Annotated in this window: 18 protein-coding genes; 16 read left to right on the plus strand and 2 right to left on the minus strand. The window is 52.8% G+C overall.

What is annotated here, in order from left to right; genetic code table 11:
* The 9 genes from mnhG to MRJ96_04315 all read left to right on the plus strand — a co-directional run bounded on the left by mnhG (position 1) and on the right by MRJ96_04315 (position 8,152).
* Complete coding sequence (mnhG, locus tag MRJ96_04275) at positions 1-300, plus strand: monovalent cation/H(+) antiporter subunit G (GenBank protein ID MDR4500657.1); 300 nt, start codon at positions 1-3, stop codon at positions 298-300.
* Entirely contained in the window at positions 297-827 is a 531-nt protein-coding gene (locus MRJ96_04280; protein MDR4500658.1) for a DUF4040 domain-containing protein, read from the plus strand. Before mnhG ends, MRJ96_04280 begins: the two co-directional genes overlap by 4 nt.
* Positions 824-1,276, plus strand: a complete 453-nt coding sequence (locus tag MRJ96_04285; GenBank protein MDR4500659.1) for a hypothetical protein — start codon at positions 824-826, stop codon at positions 1,274-1,276. Before MRJ96_04280 ends, MRJ96_04285 begins: the two co-directional genes overlap by 4 nt.
* Positions 1,269-1,646, plus strand: a complete 378-nt coding sequence (locus MRJ96_04290; protein ID MDR4500660.1) for a cation:proton antiporter subunit C — start codon at positions 1,269-1,271, stop codon at positions 1,644-1,646. Before MRJ96_04285 ends, MRJ96_04290 begins: the two co-directional genes overlap by 8 nt.
* The gene (locus MRJ96_04295; GenBank protein MDR4500661.1) at positions 1,643-3,112 is read left to right on the plus strand and encodes a hypothetical protein; all 1,470 of its coding nucleotides are present in this window, start codon (positions 1,643-1,645) and stop codon (positions 3,110-3,112) included. The genes MRJ96_04290 and MRJ96_04295 overlap by 4 nt, the downstream gene beginning before the upstream one ends.
* An 8-nt stretch (positions 3,113-3,120) precedes the next feature.
* Positions 3,121-5,223 carry an NADH-quinone oxidoreductase subunit L gene (locus tag MRJ96_04300; GenBank protein MDR4500662.1) on the plus strand — a complete coding sequence of 701 codons (2,103 nt, stop codon included), beginning with the start codon at positions 3,121-3,123 and terminating at the stop codon, positions 5,221-5,223.
* 89 nt (positions 5,224-5,312) lie between these two features.
* Positions 5,313-6,833 (plus strand): NADH-quinone oxidoreductase subunit M, encoded by a 1,521-nt coding sequence (locus tag MRJ96_04305; GenBank protein ID MDR4500663.1) that lies wholly within the window; start codon positions 5,313-5,315, stop codon positions 6,831-6,833.
* A gap of 72 nt (positions 6,834-6,905) precedes the next feature.
* Entirely contained in the window at positions 6,906-7,577 is a 672-nt protein-coding gene (locus MRJ96_04310; GenBank protein ID MDR4500664.1) for a hypothetical protein, read from the plus strand.
* Between the two features lie 125 nt (positions 7,578-7,702).
* Positions 7,703-8,152 (plus strand): hypothetical protein, encoded by a 450-nt coding sequence (locus MRJ96_04315; protein MDR4500665.1) that lies wholly within the window; start codon positions 7,703-7,705, stop codon positions 8,150-8,152.
* A 133-nt stretch (positions 8,153-8,285) separates the two neighbouring features.
* On the opposite strand, the gene priA is transcribed toward MRJ96_04315, so the two are convergent.
* Positions 8,286-10,550 (minus strand): primosomal protein N', encoded by a 2,265-nt coding sequence (gene priA / locus MRJ96_04320; protein MDR4500666.1) that lies wholly within the window; start codon positions 10,548-10,550, stop codon positions 8,286-8,288.
* 695 nt (positions 10,551-11,245) lie between these two features.
* Between priA and MRJ96_04325 the strand changes: the two genes are divergently transcribed.
* Positions 11,246-12,355 carry an ATP-binding protein gene (locus MRJ96_04325; protein ID MDR4500667.1) on the plus strand — a complete coding sequence of 370 codons (1,110 nt, stop codon included), beginning with the start codon at positions 11,246-11,248 and terminating at the stop codon, positions 12,353-12,355.
* 84 nt (positions 12,356-12,439) lie between these two features.
* On the opposite strand, the gene MRJ96_04330 is transcribed toward MRJ96_04325, so the two are convergent.
* Positions 12,440-15,412, minus strand: coding sequence for an SUMF1/EgtB/PvdO family nonheme iron enzyme (locus tag MRJ96_04330; GenBank protein MDR4500668.1), 2,973 nt, complete (start codon positions 15,410-15,412; stop codon positions 12,440-12,442).
* A gap of 1,033 nt (positions 15,413-16,445) precedes the next feature.
* Between MRJ96_04330 and MRJ96_04335 the strand changes: the two genes are divergently transcribed.
* The 6 genes from MRJ96_04335 (at position 16,446) to nuoD (ending at position 20,053) form a co-directional block, all read left to right on the plus strand.
* Entirely contained in the window at positions 16,446-16,904 is a 459-nt protein-coding gene (locus MRJ96_04335; protein MDR4500669.1) for a hypothetical protein, read from the plus strand.
* Between the two features lie 3 nt (positions 16,905-16,907).
* Positions 16,908-17,153, plus strand: coding sequence for a hypothetical protein (locus MRJ96_04340; protein ID MDR4500670.1), 246 nt, complete (start codon positions 16,908-16,910; stop codon positions 17,151-17,153).
* 152 nt (positions 17,154-17,305) lie between these two features.
* Positions 17,306-17,689: an NADH-quinone oxidoreductase subunit A gene (locus MRJ96_04345; GenBank protein ID MDR4500671.1), complete on the plus strand. Its 384-nt coding sequence runs from the start codon at positions 17,306-17,308 to the stop codon at positions 17,687-17,689.
* Entirely contained in the window at positions 17,680-18,210 is a 531-nt protein-coding gene (locus MRJ96_04350; GenBank protein ID MDR4500672.1) for an NADH-quinone oxidoreductase subunit B, read from the plus strand. The genes MRJ96_04345 and MRJ96_04350 overlap by 10 nt, the downstream gene beginning before the upstream one ends.
* A gap of 44 nt (positions 18,211-18,254) precedes the next feature.
* On the plus strand, positions 18,255-18,752 hold the full coding sequence (locus MRJ96_04355; protein MDR4500673.1) for an NADH-quinone oxidoreductase subunit C: 498 nt from the start codon (positions 18,255-18,257) through the stop codon (positions 18,750-18,752).
* Between the two features lie 50 nt (positions 18,753-18,802).
* On the plus strand, positions 18,803-20,053 hold the full coding sequence (nuoD, locus tag MRJ96_04360) for an NADH dehydrogenase (quinone) subunit D (GenBank protein MDR4500674.1): 1,251 nt from the start codon (positions 18,803-18,805) through the stop codon (positions 20,051-20,053).
* Positions 20,054-20,078 lie beyond the last annotated feature (25 nt).

Raw genomic sequence — 20,078 nt, forward strand, 5'->3', positions numbered from 1 at the left:
ATGGACGTGTTGTCCATCATCTTTATCCTGGCCGGCCTGTTTTTCTTGATCGTCGCCGCGATCGGCGTGATCAGGTTACCGGATGTGTTCAGCCGTTCTCATGCCGTGTCCCTGACGGACAGCTTGGGCGCCTTTCTGATGTTGGTGGGTATCGCGCTCCATGAAGGGCTCAGTACAAACATGCTCAAAATCATCGCCGTCTTGGCCTTGCTCTATATTCAAAATCCAGTCATCGCGCATGCCACGGTGCGTGCGGCTCTTCGCGCGGGATTGAAACCCTGGAAACAAGGAACTCCATGACGTTTTCGTACGAAATCCCCCTGCTCATTTTGCTCCTCGTCACGGCCGCCGGTGCGATATTAGTCAAAGATCTGATGAGCGCGATCTTGCTTCTCGGCTCCTACAGTTTTTTCCTATCGTTGGTGTGGGGATGGCTGGGAGCGGTAGATGTGGCGTTCGTGGAAGCGGTCGTAGGAGCGGGATTGGCCACGGTGCTGTTCTTGCTCACCCTGTTCGGGACCGCGCCGAAAGACAGTCGACTTCGCCGGCCACCGCCCCCGATGGCAGCCCTGGTGGCGCTCCCCCTGTTGGGCGTGCTTTTACTGTATGCGGCAAAGGACCTCCCTCAATTCGGTGACCCCCATTCACCGCCAAGTGTCCATATTTCGCCAACTTACCTCGAACAGAGTTATCAGGATACGCACACCCCAAATGTCGTGACGGCCGTCCTGATGGACTACCGCTCACTCGATACCATGGTCGAAACCGTGGTGATTTTCACGGCTGGAATTGCGTGCGCGCTCCTGCTCCGGAGGCAAAGCTCATGATTAAACCTCATGACAGCATCATCGTTCAGACTCTTGGACGGTTTGTGATTCCGGTCATTCAAATCTTTGGGCTGTACGTCTTGTTCTTCGGGCAATATGGCCCCGGTGGCGGGTTTGTCGGAGGCGTAATCCTCGGGACCGGTATGATCTTATCCGTGTTGATCTTCGGTCATGATGCATCCCGGAGTCAGATTGCGAGACACGTATTGCATGGAGACGGAGTGGGCATGTTGATCTACGCGGGGGTCGGCGGCCTGTGCATGATAGGCGGCGGGGAATTTCTCAACTATGCGAATCTTGAAATTCCCGGTCTTGAAACAGCCTCAAGACGATCATTAGGAATTGTGTTGACTCAAATCGGCGTGGCCGTGGATGTGGCGGTCACCGCTGTCTCCATCGTCTTCAGCCTTTCTGCTGAAGAGATTATCGAGGATTCATTGAATGACTGATCTTTTTTCAGCGGTCTTTCAGCGCCCGAATTTTTTGACCTTTGTCATCATTTTCTTGTGGGGGTTCTACATCATGGTGACGAGGTACAATCTCGTCAAAAAACTGGTCGGCATGTATCTGCTCCAAACCAGCGTGATCTTTTTTCTGGTGTCCATTAGCGCGAAGAAGAACTCAACGGCTCCCATCCTTCTCTCGACGACCGAACCCGTGCAAGCCATAAACTACGCCAATCCCTTGCCGCACGTGCTGACCCTGACGGCGATTGTGGTGGGCGTGGCCACGCTGGGAGTCGCACTGGCCCTGTGCGCCGCGATCTATCGCCGGTACGGCAGTCTTGATGAAGAAGAAATCCTGAAAAAGCTAGAATGAGTTATCACCTGCCAGCCCTTCTCTTTCTTCTTCCCTTATTGGCGGCGATTTCCATGCCGGTCGTCTGCCTGAAGCATCGTCAGTGGAGCCGGCCTCTTTCTCTGGCCGTGCTTGCCGCCATGGTGGCAGTTTCACTCGTAAACGTCATCAGCATCGTCAAACATGGAGAAGTCCGGTACGCCTTTAGCGGATGGGCCGCGCCATTGGGCATCGAGTGGGTCGCTGATGCCTTGGCGAGTATCATCATGGTGCTCTTGAGCGTCCTGGGGTTTTTGGCGATCGTGTTCATCGGTCCCACTTCGCCCAAAGACCTGGGGCCCCGGATTGTCCACTTTTATATCCTGATCCTGCTCCTGATTTCGTCGCTCACAGGAATCGTCTTTGCGGGTGATTTATTCAATCTGTTCGTGTTTTTAGAAGTGGCGGCCATCTCCAGCTATGCGCTCATCGGCGTGGCGGGGGGACGCGCGCTCTTCGCTGCATTCCGGTACCTCGTCCTGGGGACGCTCGGCGCGTCTCTCTATTTACTGGGTGTCAGCTATTTCTACGCTGCCAGTGGGACCCTCAATATGGCTGACATGGCCGAAAAACTTCCTCAATTATTAACCTCCAAAGCCGTGATAGGCGGTCTGCTTTTCATGTTCATTGGCTTGGGCATCAAGATGGCCATGGTCCCGTTCCATGCCTGGCTGCCTGACGCCTATACCTATGCCCCGGAATCCATTTCCCCCATCTTGGCCGCACTCGTCACGAAAGTGGCTCTTCTAGGATGGGTTCGCATCATCTATTGGGTGCTCGGCGCTAAAGCCATTGTCCATGATATTCCAGTGCTCCTGCTCGTCGGCGTGCTTGGCACGCTGGCGACGATCATCGGAGCCGTCCTGGCTCTCGCCCAGCGCGACATCAAGATGATGTTTGCGTATGGCGGCATTTCTCATATCGGCATCATCCTGATCGGCATCAGCCAGGGCAATCAAACAGGATTTGTCGGCGGCGTCTTTTATTTACTCAATGACGCCGTCATGCAAGCCGCGTTGTTCTTTCTGGCAGGCATAGCTATTTCCCAATACGGTATCCGGACGGTGGATGAAATGGGGAAACTGGGAAAACGTGCGCCCCTGTTCACCGGTGCGTTGATCGTGGTGGCGTTGGGCATGATCGGACTCCCTCCAACCGGAGGATTTTTTGGAAAATGGTACATTATTCTTGGCGCCCTCGAAGCGGATAACTATGTCGCTGTGATCGCGGTCCTGCTCTCCACGCTTCTGACCTTAGCGTATTTCGTGAAACTCTTTGAAGGCATTTTTCGCGCGACAACGGCCTCACCGGACATCCCCGAGGACGACATGCCCTTTGCTTGTCGATTGAGTGTGGGCGCGACGTCCGCGGCAGTGATCATCCTTGGCCTTTTTAGCGATCCGATCGTCCAATTGTTATTGAGCCAGGCTCTTCCTCCGGGGTTGTAAGGAAACTCATGATTCTCTTCGCGCTCATCCCCCTGCTCCCGCTTCTCGCCTCTCTCATCCTTGCGCTCGGAGGACGACGATGGGGTGAACGGAGTCATCGAGTCGGCATTCCCGCCATCGGTCTCTCCTTTGGGTTATCGGTCCTCGCGTTCATCGAGGTGATGAGGAACGGCGCTTTTATGATTTCTCTCTATCGTCTCTTTCAGTCGGGGTCCTTGACGATCGACCTCAACTTCTATGTCGATCAACTCACTGTCCTGTTGTTGCTGTTGGTCACGGGAGTCAGCACGATCGTGCACGTGTACTCGTCCCGCTACATGATCGGCGATCCCCGATACAATCGGTTTTTTTCAGTCATCGCGTTGTTTACGTCTTCGATGATCGTGCTGGTGATGAGCGGTAACCTCTTGATGTTGCTCGTCAGCTGGGAAGTCATGGGCCTCTGTTCCTATCTGTTGATCTCTCATGCCTCCCAAAGACCATCGGCCTGTCGCGCGGCAACCAAGGCCTTTTTAGTCAATGCGGTAGCGGATGTGGGCTTGAGCTTCGGCATTATCCTCACGTTTTTGACCTTTCATACGTTGGATATCCAGACCATTCTCTCTCAAGCTGGAACCATGGAAGACCAGACGATCAATATCCTGGGATGGGTGGGACTCGATCTTTACGTCAACCCTCTCCATTTGATTCCCTTCTTGTTGTTTTTGGGGGCCATGGGGAAATCCGCTCAGATTCCGTTCCATGTCTGGTTGCCATTCGCCATGGAAGCGCCCACGCCTGTCTCGGCCCTCATTCACGCGGCCACCATGGTGAACGCCGGCCCCTTCCTGTTGGTACGATTGAGTCCGCTGATCATGCTCTCACCATTTGCCATGACGTTCATGGCGGTCATTGGCGCCGCGACAGCCGTGTTTGCGGGCATTGTGTCCTTAACCCAATCGGACATCAAGAAAATTTTGGCCTACTCGACGATCAGTCAAATCGGGTTCATGATTATGACCTGTGGCTTGGGCGCGTTTGCTGTGGCGATTTTTCACTTGCTCTCCCATGGGTGCTATAAAGCATTTTTCTTTCTTTCCACCGGCAATGCGCTCCGGTCCGTGGACCCAAGCCATATGCACGGTTCGAATACGCATCCAGTGCCGCAACGCGGGTTCGGAGTTCTGCACGGTGGCGCGCTCTTACTGTCATTGATTCCACCATTTGTGTTGTTCTCCGGGTCCTATGGATATTTGTGGGAAATCACCGGCTTTGCCGCTGCCTCGGTCGGGTTCAAGCTCATTGGCCTCATTACGGTGTTCGTGGCCTCGGTGTCAATTTTTCGCGGTGTGTTTTCGTTATTTACGCACGGGCCCAAGACCTATTGGCCGACGATCGGCATCCATGCCTCAGCCATCTCATCCATTACACCAAAATTTGTCAATGGTTCCGTATTGACGGGACTCCTCGTGACCATACTTGTCATGGGTGGTGTCATGACGTGGTTTTGGAGTTGGTTCGCATACTTTCTTTCGCCGGCACTGCCCATCCCTGAACTTTCCCTCAATGAGGGAAATCCCGTTAGCGGTGTTTACATTTGGCTGCTTATCGCGCTAGGAATTGCCGTGGCGGGATGGAGCTATGCGTACATGATGCAGAGTCGACCTTCACGACCCATCATGGCTCCGGCAGGCCTGAAGACTCGGCTGTATCTCTTATTCTGGAATAAATTCTACGTTGACGAAATCTATGACAGATATCTCGTTAATCCCACCATCCGATTCGCGCATTGGCTCTGGCAAAACATCGATATGGCCGTGGTTGATCGATTCATCCATGGCATCGCGTCCTCTACCGTTTTTTCGGCTCGATGGCTCTGGAGAGTCGTCGACATTAAAGGCATAGATCGGGTCGTCATGGGCATCGGACAGCAGAGCGTGGGAATAGGCCGTTGGCTCTGGCAAGTCGTCGATATCCGTTGGTTAGAACAAAAAGTCGGGCAGGTCGGCAAACAAGCCGATGCGGCAGGGCACTTGTTGCAAGAGGCGGAGCCTCGAACCCTCCAGCACCAATTGCTCGTCATGATCCTGTGGCTCGTATTGGCGACCGGGCTTCTCTATATCTTAGTTTGAGGGAGATGCTGAAAAAAGCTGGCAGCTTCGTTGAAAGAGCTGTTTAACAGAGACACGGTACGCTATCTTTCAAACAAGGAATCCGTCTCATGACTCTCTTGATGGATCATTTCATTAGCTTCATGATTGCCGTTCCGTTTTTAGGGATCGGCGTCCTGGCCTTCGTCCGTGACGAAGAATGGATTCGCCGAGTGGCCTTTGGTTCGACGATGGTGGAGTTTTTCCTGTCGCTGGTCCTCTGGGACCGTTTCGACGTCACGCAACAGGGCATGCAATTCGTCGAACGCGTGGAGTGGATGCCGACGTTCAACATCCAGTATGCCGTCGGGGTCGATGGGATCAGCATTTTGTTGGTCCTGCTGACAGCCCTCCTCTGTCCCCTTTGCGTGCTCTGCTCGTGGACCAGCATTACGACCAGAGTTCGGGCGTACCTGTCGCTGATCCTGCTGGTTGAAGGCGCGATGATCGTGGTGTTTACGGCCCTGGATCTGTTCCTGTTTTTCATGCTCTGGGAGCTCACGATGATCCCCATGTATTTCATGATCATCCTTTGGGGCGGGCCCAATCGCATCACGGCGGGGATAAAATTCGTACTATACAGCCTCACCGGCAGTTTGTTGCTGCTGGTGGGCATCCTTGGCCTCTATTTGAACGGAGGCCATACCTATGATCTGCTAGTCTTGACGGAACAAACCTACGCCGTTTCGACGCAATTTTGGTTGTTCCTGGCATTGTTTTTAGCATTTGCCATTAAAATGCCGATGGTGCCCTTTCATACCTGGTTACCGGACGCACATTCCGAAGCGCCAACGGCTGGCAGCGTGATCTTGGCGGGAGTCCTGCTGAAGATGGGAGGCTATGGATTCTTGCGTTTTTGTTTGCCGATGTTTCCGGAGGCTTCCGTGCAATTCGCACCGTATATTCTCTGGCTCTCGGTATTGGCTATCGTCTATGGCGGATATATGGCGCTGGCCCAGTCCGATCTCAAGAAACTGGTAGCCTATTCTTCCGTCTCTCACATGGGGTTTGTTACACTTGGCATTTTTGTCTTCAACAACCAGGGCATTCAAGGCGCTATTCTACAAATGTTCAATCATGGCATTACGACCGCGGCATTGTTTATTTCCGTCGGACAACTCTATGACCGGACCCATAGCCGCGCGATCGGCGATTACGGGGGGCTGCACAAACCGATGCCCAAGTTTGTGGCGTTCTTTTTCCTGTTCTCCGTGGCGGCGTTTGGACTGCCGGGAACCTGCAACTTCATCGGAGAATTCCTGGTTTTGGTCGGAACGTCCTATACCAGCTTTACCATGGTCCTGCTATCCATGGGCGGGATTGTGTTAGCCGCAGCATACATGTTGTGGATGCTGCAAAAGGTGGCACTGGGTGAACCCAATACCAAGGTGGCGGAGGTGCTTCCTGACTTGTCGAATCGGGAATTGGCGACGGTCATTCCCCTGGCGATCCTCGTCCTGGGGATTGGATTGTACCCCGGGCCGTTAATGGAATTGATGGATGCCAGCGTCACGAATCTCGTCAATCAGATGGCGCAAGCCCCGTCTCAGATTGTCCTTGACACTGACGCGCCTATAAGAACATGGCCTTGATGTCAAGAGGACGGAGACATTTTAGCGTTCTCGTACCTTGACAACTGGACCAAGCGTGATTAACTGTAAAGTATGACAAACCCACGACCTCTCACCCATGATGAAAAAAAGGCCTCGGAGGCTGCGTTTCGCGGTCTGCCATTCGATCCGAAGTGGTCACAAGCCGCGAAGACTGTGTACGATGGGATTCTGGCCACGCTGGAAAAATCAACGGCTTCACCTGTCATAACCGATCCGCCTTCCGGTTCGTCTGAAGAATCAAGGGACCTTGTGCCCTTAAACCAGGAAGACATACCGGTTATTGCGGAAGAATCCGACGAAACCGCGGTTGAATTCGTCGATGAGCAGTCTGTTCAACAGATCCATTCCCGGCGTGAAGCGATAGAAGCCGGGTATTTGATGGATGTCTCCGAAGAGGCCAAGAACATCGGCCTCGAATTAGCCGTGGGCATGACCAAACCACTATGGAACCGCGGGATTTGCCCCTCGGCTGATCTCTCCGAAGAAGAGCTTCATCATCGCGTTCGAGATGTGTTGCTGGCCGTTCGTCTTCGGCTGGCCGGGCTGGAATCGCCGGCGGCTTTTGTGGAAGTCCCGGTCTTGTTATCGTTTGAGCCCGATCCGACTCCCCAATTATTCCTCATCTATGCGCTCTTTCACAAAGACCCGCTAGAGGCAGATTCATTGCTCCTGCTCCATCCGGGAGAAGTGTCGCTCGCCAAACAATCCTTTTCGGAAAATTAATTTTCCGCTCTCGACTCCCGTTCGCCATTCGCGCCTGCACTTCTGTCCCATCCCCAGAAAAAAGGTTTATCGCTAGAGTCCTGTCTGTGCTATCGTAGCGGATCTTTTTCAGTGGTTAAGGAACCGTGGGAGTTGCGCAGAAGGTGGATCAAAAACTTTGGATCAATGCGAACGCCGTCGTGGGGAGCCTGATTGTCACCGTCGGGCTCTGGATGCTGCTCGGCGAATTGCCTCTCGCCCTCGGTCTTGTCATTGCCCTGGGACTGGCAGGAACGCTTGCCTGGAAGTTTCAAGCCATCGCGCACATCTGGACAGCCACCACCCTCTTGTTAGGAGTGGAAAGTCTGGCGTGGCCCGTTCTTCAGATGATCGACCTTCAAACACTCGGCCCGGAGCCCCCACTTGAAGATCTGCAACGCATATTTACGGCCGTGTTATTCGGTTTGTTCTCCGGAGTGTTCTGGATGACCTTTGCCTATGGGATTTATAAACGAAGCCGTGGCGAGCCCCCGCTTCCAGAGTCAACCGCGCCGCCTCCCTCCAACAAAAAACGGAAGAGGTCGAAACGGAAATGATGAAGCCTTAGCCCAACTGTACGCTTTACGAGATTAGAGCGAAACCAAAGAACTTCCACCCGATTCAAAACAACGTACACAGCGTAAGACACAACTTCACACATTCGAAAGTTCACTGGAACGGCCATGGCATCTAATTGAGGTCGAAAGGGTCGACTTTCATCTCCATCCTCAATGCCTGCTCTCGGAGAGCGGGCGCAAGGTCTTTTTGCAACGCTCGGAGTTTTTCCTGAAGAAGGGCCTGACCGAAATCCTTCACGATCAACACCGCCCGAGTGAGGCCCGGGCCATTCTTGTTCGTTGAAATCAACGGACCCAGGATATCGTCGGACAGTCCATTCGACTCCATCCCTCGCACAATCCTTTCCCGGCAATGTTGCGCCATCGCCTGGACAGCCTCCGGACGCTTCCCTGTTATGGCAACCTGAACAAGGCGTGAATAAGGCGGATAATGCAGGGCCTCCCGAATCTGCAGTTCTTCCCGATAAAAAATCGCAGGGTCCTGCTGGGCGATGGCCTGCATCACATGATGGGCGGGAAGCCAGGTTTGGACCACAGCGCGAGACGCAGGACCTTCGTCCAGGAACTGCACAGCCTCTTGTAAACGATGGTAGGTACGCTCGGCTGCGCGAAAATCAGGAAAATGCAATCCCCCGTCAGCGTGGGGAATACCTACAAATTGCACGCGTGGAAGATCGATGGCATGAAACAGAAATTCCGTTCCGATCAGGATATCGATCTCTCTGCCCCGAAACTTTTGGACCAGTTCCCGTTCCTGTGATGTGGTTTTCACCACCTCACGATCATACCGGGCCACGACGGCATCGGGGTATTCCTTCTGAACCACCGCTTCCAGTTGTTCGGTGCCATATCCGAGAGACTCCAGCTTGACTGATTGACATGACGGACATACCACCGGAGATACGTGCTGTTGCCCGCAATAGGCACAACGTAAACGAACCGGACGCTGGTGCAGCACAAGAGCCACTCCGCACGTGGTACATTGAGGCCTGTACCCGCAATCCCGGCAGAGCAGCGAGCGCGCATAGCCCTTTCGATTGAGAAAAAGGATGACTTGTCCGTTTTGATTCAAGGTCTCCTGTATCCCCGTTCGCATGGGGTCCGATAACATGGTGCCGTAAGGAACGAGCCGGAGATTCACGAGCTCAAGGCGTCCTGATTCAAGAGCGTTCAGCCCTGGCTCGTAACCCAGCCGCCAGGCGGTTTCCAGTGAGGGGTGAACCGATTGCACGATCAAGGTGGCCGACTCCTGCTGGGCTCTCATGCGCGCGACATTTCTTGCGTGAAAATGCGGACTGCGTTCCTCTTGAAAAGAAGGAGACTCTTCCTGATCCACCCAAATCACGCCGAGCGAGGCGAGTGGGACAAACACAGCCAGCCGCGTTCCGACCACCACTTCGAATTGACCACATTGAATCGCCTGCCAGGTCTTCACCCGGACCGAAACCGACAAATCCCCATGGTACATGGCGACACGTTCATACCCGGCCTCTTTCAGGGCCTCTACCATTCGCAACACTTGTTGAATTTCCGGGCACAATACCAATACCGTTCGTTGGCCTTGTCGTGTTCTGTCGATGACGTCAAACAGAACGCGCCTTGAAGTGGTCGCGGGCATGTGAATAAGACATTCTTCAAATGCCTGAGAAGACAAGGCGTCACCAACACGCTTCCACCAATCAGACTCATACCAATCAGATTTACGAAGAGTCGTAAGTTCCCGTTCCGGGATATCTCGTGCGTCTTCCCTTCCGTAGAACGCCTCTGGCTCACCAAGAATCGAGCCCGAATGGGCCGGTTGAGTCCTCTCGTCTGTATCCCGTACCCATTCAACCTCTTCCACAAACTTTCGACGCTTCAGGCCGGTCATCGCCGACGTCTTCCCATCAACCGTCTTGAGGAGCGTTGGAAGGGTTAGACCTTTAGGCTTTCGCATCAACCGCGTGAGGACTTTCGTTTGCTCGGCGGACAGTTGACCGTGGTTCAGGGCATGACGCCCCGCGTCCGTCAGGACCATGCGCTTTGCGATACGGTTTGCGGGAACCGGAGGAAGAACGAGGCGCAGCGCGGCTCCTGGAGGGGCCAGGTAGTACTCGCCGACTTGATTGGCGAGTTTGAGCAACGAAGGGTCTAACTCCGGTTGACTCGGAAAATCGACGATAGCCGAGATCTCGCGAAGGGTCTGTGGCGTAACGCGTTTGTTCGAAGGAGAGACAGGAAAGTCTTCCAACACGTCGCACACCAGACCACGGGCCGAAGACTTGCCGAAAGGCACCAGGACCCGACTCCCGACTTGAATGCGATCGATTAATCCTTGAGGAATTCGGTAGGTAAAGACCTGAAAGCGGCGTTGCGGAAAAACGATATCGGCAAACATGCTGCCTTAGTAGGAGTATTGAATAATAAAGTTATCTAGGGCCATATTCTGCCAGAAAAATGTTGTGATCCAGAAGCTTCGGGGCGGTTCAAAAAAGTCTTGGCTCATCTTCCGTGTTTCAGTCATGTTGAACACTTCATCATGCGAGGGAAGGGGCCATTGGCAATGATCATGAGCAATGCGAGCCAAGCAGCAAGGCCACAGGCATGTTGACGCGCGGAGCGTACTGGCACTACGTGAGCACGGCACTCTCGCGAATCGGGACCATGCTTACAACTGTTGTATAATGATCCTCGCACTGAAATCCTGCTCGTTCACCACATGGGGTTCAAGCGGCGAGAGGCCGAGAACGCCGCTGGCGGCTTTTTTCAACAGCCCCTTAGTTATACCAGGAAGTGGCTCGATGAGGGGATTGTCCAAAGAAGAAAAATATGAGACCAAAGAAGGTATCCGGGTCGCTCCTGTGTTATAGCGAATCCACATACGTTCCAATCGATACAGAAGACACGCCCCGTGCGGTACGACGTTGAACCAGACAGAAGGTGATACCCGCTGTTAGCAGATGAGTAGTTCAATCTTGGCATCTGGCTTGGCATCTGGCTTGGCATCTGGGAATAGACAGAGATTTTTCATAGAAGGAAAAAACACACGCGAGCATATTTGACAGCTATCAAAAATACTCATATATTGATCGCATGAAACGCTATTTGGATTCACAAATCAAACAGGATTTATCCAAGAAAATGGTATTCATTGGTGGACCTCGCCAGGTGGGAAAGACGACTCTGGCTCAAAACATCATTCAAGACCAAAAGGGGTATTTGAACTGGGATTTCGCCCAACACAGAGAGAAAATCCTGAAGGGTGAGCTTCCTTCTTCAGAGCTCCTGGTCTTTGATGAACTGCATAAATATCGCTCCTGGCGAAATTATCTGAAAGGTTTGTATGACCATTTCTCCAAGAAACGAAAAATTCTCGTCACGGGAAGTGCCAGGCTGGACCTCTATCGTTTTGGGGGCGATTCGTTACAAGGACGATATCATTATCTTCGCCTCCACCCTCTCTCCACGGCAGAGCTTGGGTTGAAGAGCCAGAAAGATCTCATGAGCCTCTTGGAGTTCGGAGGCTTTCCTGAACCATTTCTAGGTGGATCCCGCGTAGAAGCCAAACGTTGGTCCAGAGAATACCGGACCCGCTTGATCCGTGAAGACGTGGCGTCTCTGGAACGAATACAAGATTTTGGGAATTTGGAATTGTTGATGTTGCGTCTTCCCGAATTGGTCGGAAGCCCGCTTTCCATCAATGCCCTTCGGGAGGATTTACAAGTCAGCCACAAAACGCTGTCATCATGGGTAGCCGTCTTGGAACGCATGTATGCGCTCTTTCGCCTCCCACCATTGGGCGCGCCAAAGATTCGCGCGGTGAAGAAGGAGCAAAAACATTATCATATGGATTGGTCACTCGTCCCAAGCATGCCCCAACGCTTTGAAAATATGGTCGCCTCCCATCTTTTGAAATGGCTCCATTATGAGCAGGACACTCAAGGACGGGATGTGGATCTGCACTACTTTCGTGATATTGACGGACGGGAAGTCGACTTTGTCGTGACCGATGCCAGACGTCCATTGTGGCTGATCGAATGTAAGTGGGCCGATGACGAGGTTGGAAAGCCGCTACGGTACTTGAAAGCTAAATTTCCGGATGCCCAGGCCTGGCAGATTCACGCGACCGGCAAGAAAGATTATGAGACCAAAGAAGGTATCCGGGTCGCGCCTGCGTTAACCTTCTTAAAAGACCTTGTGTGAGAGCACAAGTTGTCGTCGGGTACGTCCACCCGGCACCACAAGCTTGTCAGAAGCCAGAGCGCCAGAGTTCAGAGCAGACAGCGTTCAGGGTTCGGAAAATGGGGACACCACCACTCGAAACCCAAGATCGCCGTACCTGATGACCGGGTGGAAGCTGGAGCGGACCGCACACCGCAAGTCGAAATCGGTGAAACCGAACGACCCGCCACGGACCACACGGGGACTTTCTTGGGATGCCGCTAGGTCTTCCTGCTTTTTCCATCCCTCCTGGTCAATCGGATATCCCTCTTCTCTCCACACACTTCTGGTCCATTCCCAGACATTGCCGCTCATGTCTTCAATTCCATAGGGACTTGCGCCATGGGGAAAACAGCCGACGGCACTCGTGTTGTTGATTCCCGTGTCCTTATAGTTGGCTTTGTTCGGATCAGGCCCATTGCCCCAAGGATATGTCCGACCATCCGTGCCTCGCGCCGCTTTTTCCCACTCCGGTTCGTTGGGTAATTGAACAGAACAACTATCAGGCAACTCGCCTCGCTTTCTGATTTCTTCGTTGAGCCATCTCGTAAACGCCAAGGCCTCATACCATGTGATCCCCACCACGGGATGGTTCGGAAGATTAAACGGCTCACCAAACACTTCAAGCCCAATCCGTGGCTGATCATCATATCTTCCCTGGATTCGACCGCTATTTAAGATTCCTGCCTGTATCGCCTCCGGCCAATACGCTTCCATTCGATAGCCACCCGCATCGACAAACGCTTGAAATTGCGCATTGGTGATGGGATATTTGGAGATGCGATAGTCATAGGGAATCGTACACTCCTGCGTTTCGTCTCCCATCAGAAACACCCCGGCCGGCACTTCACACCATGCCATACGCAAGGGATCGAGCACCTCGATGCGAGGATCGCCCAGTTTCGCCAACGTTCGTCCTGCCGCTGCGCGATCCACGGCCGCAAGAATCGAATCCTGACCGATTGCAGCCGCTAAGGACTTCTGAACCCGTTCCAAGACTGCTTGACCAGCCGCTTCACGTGTGACGCCGACTAAACCGATTTCGAGCAACGCGTCGCCAGCGATCGCCGGTCTTCGCCATGCCTCCGCATCTGCCGAAGAGCCCTGCCTCATGCCTTGGGGGCAGAGGGCATTGACGGCGGCAATGGCCTGACCTAATTGCTTCTTTCTTGCCGCATGTCCACAACTTAAGATAAAGACCTCTTTCCAGCGGCTCGCATCCTCCCGAAGCAGGTCCGCCGCTTCCTTGGGGAAATCCGGTCTTGCAACCAGATGACATGCCGACAAAAACTCCTGGAACGTCCGGTGCGGAAACGTATAGGCTTCCGTCTTATGACGAATGAGGAGCCCCGCTCTTTCGCGAATGTAGTCGACGAACTCACTGGCTTTGTTCCAGTCATTGCCCAAATATTTCCGCAACCACTTCAGCAGGTCCCCTTCATCGATGTCGGCCGTGTCCGCTCCACCCCCCTTGGAATGGGCACGAAAGGCGACCTCATAGAGCCCTGCCTCCACATCACTCATTTTGAGGCCCGGCACATTCAGATGTTCCAGAATGCCCTGCTCCTGTCCCATCCGATTCTCCCAGCGCTTGAGCAACAAGTCGACGGCGTCGGCATAGAGTTCCGTGCGATCATCCGGGAGTTCTCCTTTATACGCATGGAGCTGCGCCATGACCGTCAATAACAACGGACGTTCGGCCAGGCCACGCAGGTCCTGCCGCCGGCTTGCGTCTTTCAATCTGTTTCGCCGTTGCCGGGCCAGTTCAGTCGGCAACTGTTGACGCTCGGCCAGGCGGTCATACCAGTTTTCCACGAACCGGTCTATTTGTTTCTCGCTGAATGGGGCCAAGGTCACTTCGTGGAATTGTTTGAGCCGCCAGGGCTGGCCAATGTAGGCATAGGGGCGACAAGTGACGAGATACCGGTGCTGCTTGTAGTGATCGCGTACGTCATTCACCAGATCCACGATGAGTTGCCGTTGATCCGTCGGGACTTCATCCAACCCGTCTAGCAGGAACAGTATCGAGGACTTCTCATCGCGGATTTTCTTTTTCAATTCATTCCAGAATTCGGGGATGCCCCATTGAGCCAGGCTGTGTTCAAGGTAGGAAAGAAAAAAGTACCTTGTCCCGGATGTCTCCTTGTCTTTCCCTCCAAACGCCGCGACGTTTCGAAGTTCAACCCATACCGGCAACAGGGGCCCGTGATCCCAGGGTTTTAGCTTGTTAAGCCAGAGCGCAGGCTCCTCGGCCAGACTCGCTTGGGCCAACAGATAGGCCGTATGTTTGGCAAAGGTTGATTTGCCTGACCCCGGGTCACCCATCATCAGCACGTGCTTTTGCTGATTGACGGTTTCCTGCGCTGGAATACGTTCTTTTTCATGCATGTGCGCCAGAAATTGCCGCAGTTCATCTTCCCGCTCAACGTGCCGGAGGGCCGTCGTGTCCAAGTCGGTATAGACATCGGCGAGGGTAAAACTTTCTCCCTTGCCGGAATCAGCAAACGCCATGCTGACAGTACTCAGCGGCAAGACGTTGGTTTCTTTGGCGACTTCGCGGAGATACTGTTTGAGGTGGGAAATCGTCGAGCTCTCAGCTTTTGAGGCAGGAGAAATATACTGTTTCTTAATAATCGTTACTGGACTATTGTCGCCTGTAGTCGCTGCTCCCCCTTTCCCTACGGCTACCGACCCCGGGCCCTGCGCGATCACGCCGCTGCCTTGCAAAATCGCCTGGTATTTTTCCTGGGCAAGATGGCCTTCGTTTTTTAAAACCTCTAATAATTCTTTGGCGAGAGGAATAACCGGATCGGCTTCATGTATCGAAAGTGTTTCTAATTCTTCTTTGAGTAATTCTTTCCTTGCCGTTGATTCCGGCTTTTTCTCCACGGCCAGCAGGGCTTTCTGAAGATCATTTTCTTGGCTATCTTTTTCGAACAGTTTGGACTTGAGCGCTTCGTACCCGTCTTTCACGAGTTCACTTCCCACGACTGCGGCTGCCGCCATTATTGCGCCAACGATAAGCGTGACTGGGTCCATGACTCCCTCATTTCACTGTTCAATCTACTTCGTACCAACTCGCCCGGACTGAGAGGATTGCCAGCGTACCAGGAAAAACTAAATCGTCAAGATGCCCTTGGACACGGTACTTCTAACTCACAGACCTCCACTCGACACAGGCCCTACGAGTAAGGATGAAACCATCTGAATATCTGTATTACAGGCGTCCTGGTGTTTCGGCCCACCAGAAATCTGATAGAATAGAAGAAGCAATTTCCCTTTTTCTCATAGACCGATCAGAATGATTCCATTCCATTAATCAGGACCCTATGTCATGAAACCTCGGCAAGTAACCATGACGAAACTAGGCAGGATTGGGGAATCTAACCGTGAATTTGATTTGACGTTTTGGCAAAGTCTCCCTCCTTCTACGAGAATGGTTGCAGTATGGGACATGACGGTTTTTCATCATAAATTGAAAAAGCGCTCCTTGGATGAACTCAGGCTCAATCGAACTATTACGGCTCTTTGCCCGCGAGAAGATTAAATATCTCATCGTGGGCGGGTATGCGGTGTCCTTTCATAACGGAACCGCGCTACACGAAAGATATCGATATTTTTATCGCAACCGACCGGCAGAATGCCTAAGCTGTCTCTAAAACCTTAGCAGATTTTGGCGTTCCTTTATCAGACGCAACTCCAAAGGATTTTGAAAATACACAACAGTTCTATATGATCGGAGTTCCCCCCAACCTCATCGATATTATGATGGGCATTCCAGGAGTAGATTTTGACCAGGCTTGGGAGCAACGAGTGGAAGCAGATCTGGAAGGGGTCACTGTCAACTACATTCTTAGGAAAAAATCGTAGCCATTCACTAAGTTTTCTTGAAGTTTGAGTGAACCTGCCCCCCCCATTGGTAATGGTCTTTAACTCAATGAAGTTATTCTTTGGTCAAACTTCAACCCTCAAAAGGAATTTTTCGATCATTCTCACAGCAACGACCTTTACAGTAGTCATGCTGGCATGGGGACCATTAAATCTATGGGCTTCTTCGAGTATGGTATTCTGGATGGCTCCACAGATACAGAAGCCTTTGTTAATCCCCGTCGTCACGCCGCCACCCTTTTCCCATGCGCAGCCACGTATCAAACTTCCGGAGGAACCCGACGAGTTTGATGATCGAGAAGTTGAGGCATTTTACGATTGGCGGAATGACATGTTTTTTCGACGTTTCGACATGACCGGCAAAGGGGCGGTTGATTACATGACCGCGCGACGGACCTATAAAGTCTGGCTCGATGACTACGGAACCCCGTCCGTCATTACTGTGGCCGATCCGTTATTCTATTGGATCGACCTGAACGGCAATGGCAAGTTCGAACAGGAGTTGGGGGAAATGTGGCTCGACTCTTTTGAAGATGGCCCGACCGGCAACGAGAAACCGTACGACAACAGCGATCTTCAACAGGCGCCGTCTCAGATTCCTTCCTGGTCTGCCCCAAAACCGCGCACAGAAGGCGGACAGTAAATCATGGCCTCCAACGACAAAGAGAGCAGCCAAAGAAAGCCCTCTCCTTCCACGCAGTCAACTTCCGCCAGTTCGTCCGAGCCCAAGAAACGAATCAACACCCAAATCCACCGGCGCAGCAAAGCCAAGGCCGTGTATCCGCTCTCTTCGGAATGGGAGGACGGCTCTCCCCTCCCCCCGAAACAACTCCGCATGCCTTCCAGTAAGATAGGCAAGACTGACTCCGGACGCACCCCCAAATCGAAATAGTCTCCAAGTTCTTTACGGCTGTAAATTTTGTGAGCTTGGGCTTTTTGGGCCAGAATTAGGTCTTTTGTTCCATTGATAAGCAAAATTTCAAGGTGGTAGGATGCAAAATTCTCAAGGAAAATAATGAGTTTGAGGGCTGGAGGTCCTTGGTTTTGGCGGGTTTTGACCAATTTGTTGAATATCTCAGCGCCTATTCCGCAGTCCTGATTTTTATCATCATCGCCTTCGGGTTCGGCGTCGTCACCCTGATCCTCTCCTACTTGGTCCAGCCCAAGTACCCCGAAGTTGAAAAACTCAGTACGTATGAGTGCGGAAGTGAACCATTTTCCGACTCCCGCATGCCATTTCCGGTTCGTTATTATGTCATCGCGATGCTTTTTGTAATTTTTGATATTGAAGTCATTTTCCTGTATCCATGGGCCATTACGTTCAAACAACTCGGGTTGATCGGGTTTATTGAAATGATGATCTTTATAGGCCTATTTGTCGTGGCCTATGTGTATGCCTGGAGAAAAGGGGCGTTGGAATGGGATTAGTACAAATCGGAAAGCCGGATAAGGACGGTGACCTCGGCATCGTCACGCTATCCTTGGAAAAAGCTGTGAATTGGGCGCGAAAAGGCTCGCTCTGGCCCATGACGTTTGGCCTGGCTTGTTGTGCGATCGAGATGATTGCCGCCGTGTCGGCCCGTTACGACATCGATCGGTACGGGGCTGGCGTGTTCCGTGGATCACCCAGGCAGTCCGATCTCATGATCGTCTCCGGCACCGTATGTCGTCGCATGGCTCCGGTCATTCGCAAAGTCTATGACCAGATGCCTGAACCCAAGTACGTCATCTCCATGGGCTCATGCGCGACTTCAGGCAACATTTATGATAGTTACAGTGTGGTGCAGGGCGTTGACCGCTTCGTCCCGGTGGATATTTACGTTCCCGGCTGCCCTCCGACACCGGAAGCCTTGTTCGACGGAATCTTGAAACTGCAAGACCGCATCATGGAAAAGCGAGTGTTCACCAAGCAGCCGGAACAGGTCAAAGTCCAGACAACGCAGGCGTGACAGATGCGTCCCTGATGCAGGGACTTTTTGGGTCATGAGGCGAAATGATGCATGCAATAGCCGAACAGATTCAACAACACTTCCCGGAGGGCTTTCTCAAGTCTGAGGAATGGCGTGGCGACCTGGCTATCACCGTCAACCGGGAGCATCTGCACGATATCTGCAAATTTCTCCATGACGATCCGGCCATGGATTGTGACTATATCGTTCACGTCAGTTCCGTGGATTGGCCGGATGAAGAAGAACGTTTTGAGGTCGTCTACGAAGTCTATTCCATCAGAAAACGGCATCGGATCCGGATCAAAGCCAGAGTCCCTGAAGATGACTGCGTCGTGGACTCGATGGTCGACATCTGGAAGGGGGCGGAATTCATGGAACGGGAAGTATTCGACATGATGGGAATCCGCTTCGCGAATCATCCTGATCTTCGCCGTATTTTGATGCCTGACGATTACCCCGAAGGCTATCCGCTTCGCAAGGATTTTCCCCTGCAGGGAAAAGGGTGGCGTGACACATTTGATTTCTTGAACGACCCGGCATAGGGCCGGCATGGAGAAGGATACGCAGTTAACGACGAGTAACGGAATTCATAATGCCGCACCGCATGGAAGACCAGCGGGAAACGATCTATAAGGTCGATCCCGAACATCCAGAAACCGAATCTCTCCCGACCTTACGGACGGAAGAGTTGCTGCTTAACATGGGGCCGCAACACCCGAGTACCCATGGCGTCTTGAAAGTGATCCTGGAACTGGAAGGCGAGCGTATCGTGAAGTCAACGCCGGTGATGGGGTATCTCCATCGAGGCGTGGAAAAATTGGCCGAGTCGGGAACGTATCATCAATTCATTCCCCACACCGACCGGCTGGATTATGTCTGCGCCATGTACAACAATTTTGCGTATTGCCGGGCCGTTGAAAAATTGATGGACATGACCCTTCCCGACCGGGCGGAATATTTGCGCACCATTGTCGCCGAAGTACAGCGAATCATCGGCCATTTGTTCTGGCTGGGCACTCAGGCGCTCGATATCGGTGCGATGACCGTCTTTTTTTATACCTTCCGGGATCGTGAAATTTTGCTCGACTGGTTTGATGAACTGTGCGGAGCGCGTCTGACCACGAGTTGGTACCGAATCGGCGGCGTCGAACGGGACTTCACGGAATCGTTGACGCGGAAAATTCGGGAGTTTTTAGATTACTTCCCACCGAAGATCGATGAATACGTCATTTTCCTCGAAAAAAACCGGATCTGGCTGGCCAGAACAGTCGGAGTCGCGACGATTTCCGCGGAGGACGCGCTGAGTTTCGGCTTGAGTGGCCCGTCTTTGCGGGGCTCCGGCGTTGATTACGATCTTCGCAAGTACGAGCAATACGGGGCCTACCCCAAGTGTGAATTTAGCGTGCCTGTCGGGAAAAACGGCGATACCTATGACCGGTATTGGATTCGGATCGAAGAAATGCGGGAGAGCATCAAGATCATCCGGCAATGCATGGATCAGATGGAAGCCGGCCCCATCATGGCCGAAGTTCCGAGCGTCACGCTGCCGCCCAAGGACCGGGTCTTCAAAAACCTGGAATCCATGATTCAGCAATTCAAGCTCTTTTCGCAAGGCTTTGACGCGCCAGTCGGTGAAATCTATTGCGGAACAGAAGCGCATAAAGGGGAGCTGGGATTTTATATCGTGAGCACCGGCGGCGGGAAACCGTACCGGATGAAAATCCGGTCTCCGTCGTTCATTCACATGGGCGCGTTTGATAATATGGCCCGGGGATATATGATCTCGGACGCGATTACGATATTCGGCACCTATGACATCGTGATGGGCGAGTGCGACCGGTAACGGCTCCGGAAAACGTGGGACAACA

This window comes from Nitrospirales bacterium (genome assembly GCA_031315865.1).
In the GTDB taxonomy this organism is placed as follows: domain Bacteria; phylum Nitrospirota; class Nitrospiria; order Nitrospirales; family UBA8639; genus JAGQKC01.

Excerpts from the sequence above, each read along its gene's own strand:
- nuoD (MDR4500674.1), top strand. The coding sequence starts at position 18,803 with ATGCCGCACCGCATGGAAGACCAGCGGGAAACGATCTATAAGGTCGAT.
- MRJ96_04310 (MDR4500664.1), top strand. The coding sequence starts at position 6,906 with ATGACAAACCCACGACCTCTCACCCATGATGAAAAAAAGGCCTCGGAG.
- MRJ96_04340 (MDR4500670.1), top strand. The coding sequence starts at position 16,908 with ATGGCCTCCAACGACAAAGAGAGCAGCCAAAGAAAGCCCTCTCCTTCC.
- MRJ96_04290 (MDR4500660.1), top strand. The coding sequence starts at position 1,269 with ATGACTGATCTTTTTTCAGCGGTCTTTCAGCGCCCGAATTTTTTGACC.
- MRJ96_04355 (MDR4500673.1), top strand. The coding sequence starts at position 18,255 with ATGATGCATGCAATAGCCGAACAGATTCAACAACACTTCCCGGAGGGC.
- MRJ96_04330 (MDR4500668.1), bottom strand. The coding sequence starts at position 15,412 with ATGGACCCAGTCACGCTTATCGTTGGCGCAATAATGGCGGCAGCCGCA.
- mnhG (MDR4500657.1), top strand. The coding sequence starts at position 1 with ATGGACGTGTTGTCCATCATCTTTATCCTGGCCGGCCTGTTTTTCTTG.
- MRJ96_04300 (MDR4500662.1), top strand. The coding sequence starts at position 3,121 with ATGATTCTCTTCGCGCTCATCCCCCTGCTCCCGCTTCTCGCCTCTCTC.
- MRJ96_04335 (MDR4500669.1), top strand. The coding sequence starts at position 16,446 with ATGGCTCCACAGATACAGAAGCCTTTGTTAATCCCCGTCGTCACGCCG.
- MRJ96_04280 (MDR4500658.1), top strand. The coding sequence starts at position 297 with ATGACGTTTTCGTACGAAATCCCCCTGCTCATTTTGCTCCTCGTCACG.
- MRJ96_04350 (MDR4500672.1), top strand. The coding sequence starts at position 17,680 with ATGGGATTAGTACAAATCGGAAAGCCGGATAAGGACGGTGACCTCGGC.
- MRJ96_04295 (MDR4500661.1), top strand. The coding sequence starts at position 1,643 with ATGAGTTATCACCTGCCAGCCCTTCTCTTTCTTCTTCCCTTATTGGCG.
- MRJ96_04305 (MDR4500663.1), top strand. The coding sequence starts at position 5,313 with ATGACTCTCTTGATGGATCATTTCATTAGCTTCATGATTGCCGTTCCG.
- MRJ96_04285 (MDR4500659.1), top strand. The coding sequence starts at position 824 with ATGATTAAACCTCATGACAGCATCATCGTTCAGACTCTTGGACGGTTT.
- MRJ96_04325 (MDR4500667.1), top strand. The coding sequence starts at position 11,246 with ATGAAACGCTATTTGGATTCACAAATCAAACAGGATTTATCCAAGAAA.
- priA (MDR4500666.1), bottom strand. The coding sequence starts at position 10,550 with ATGTTTGCCGATATCGTTTTTCCGCAACGCCGCTTTCAGGTCTTTACC.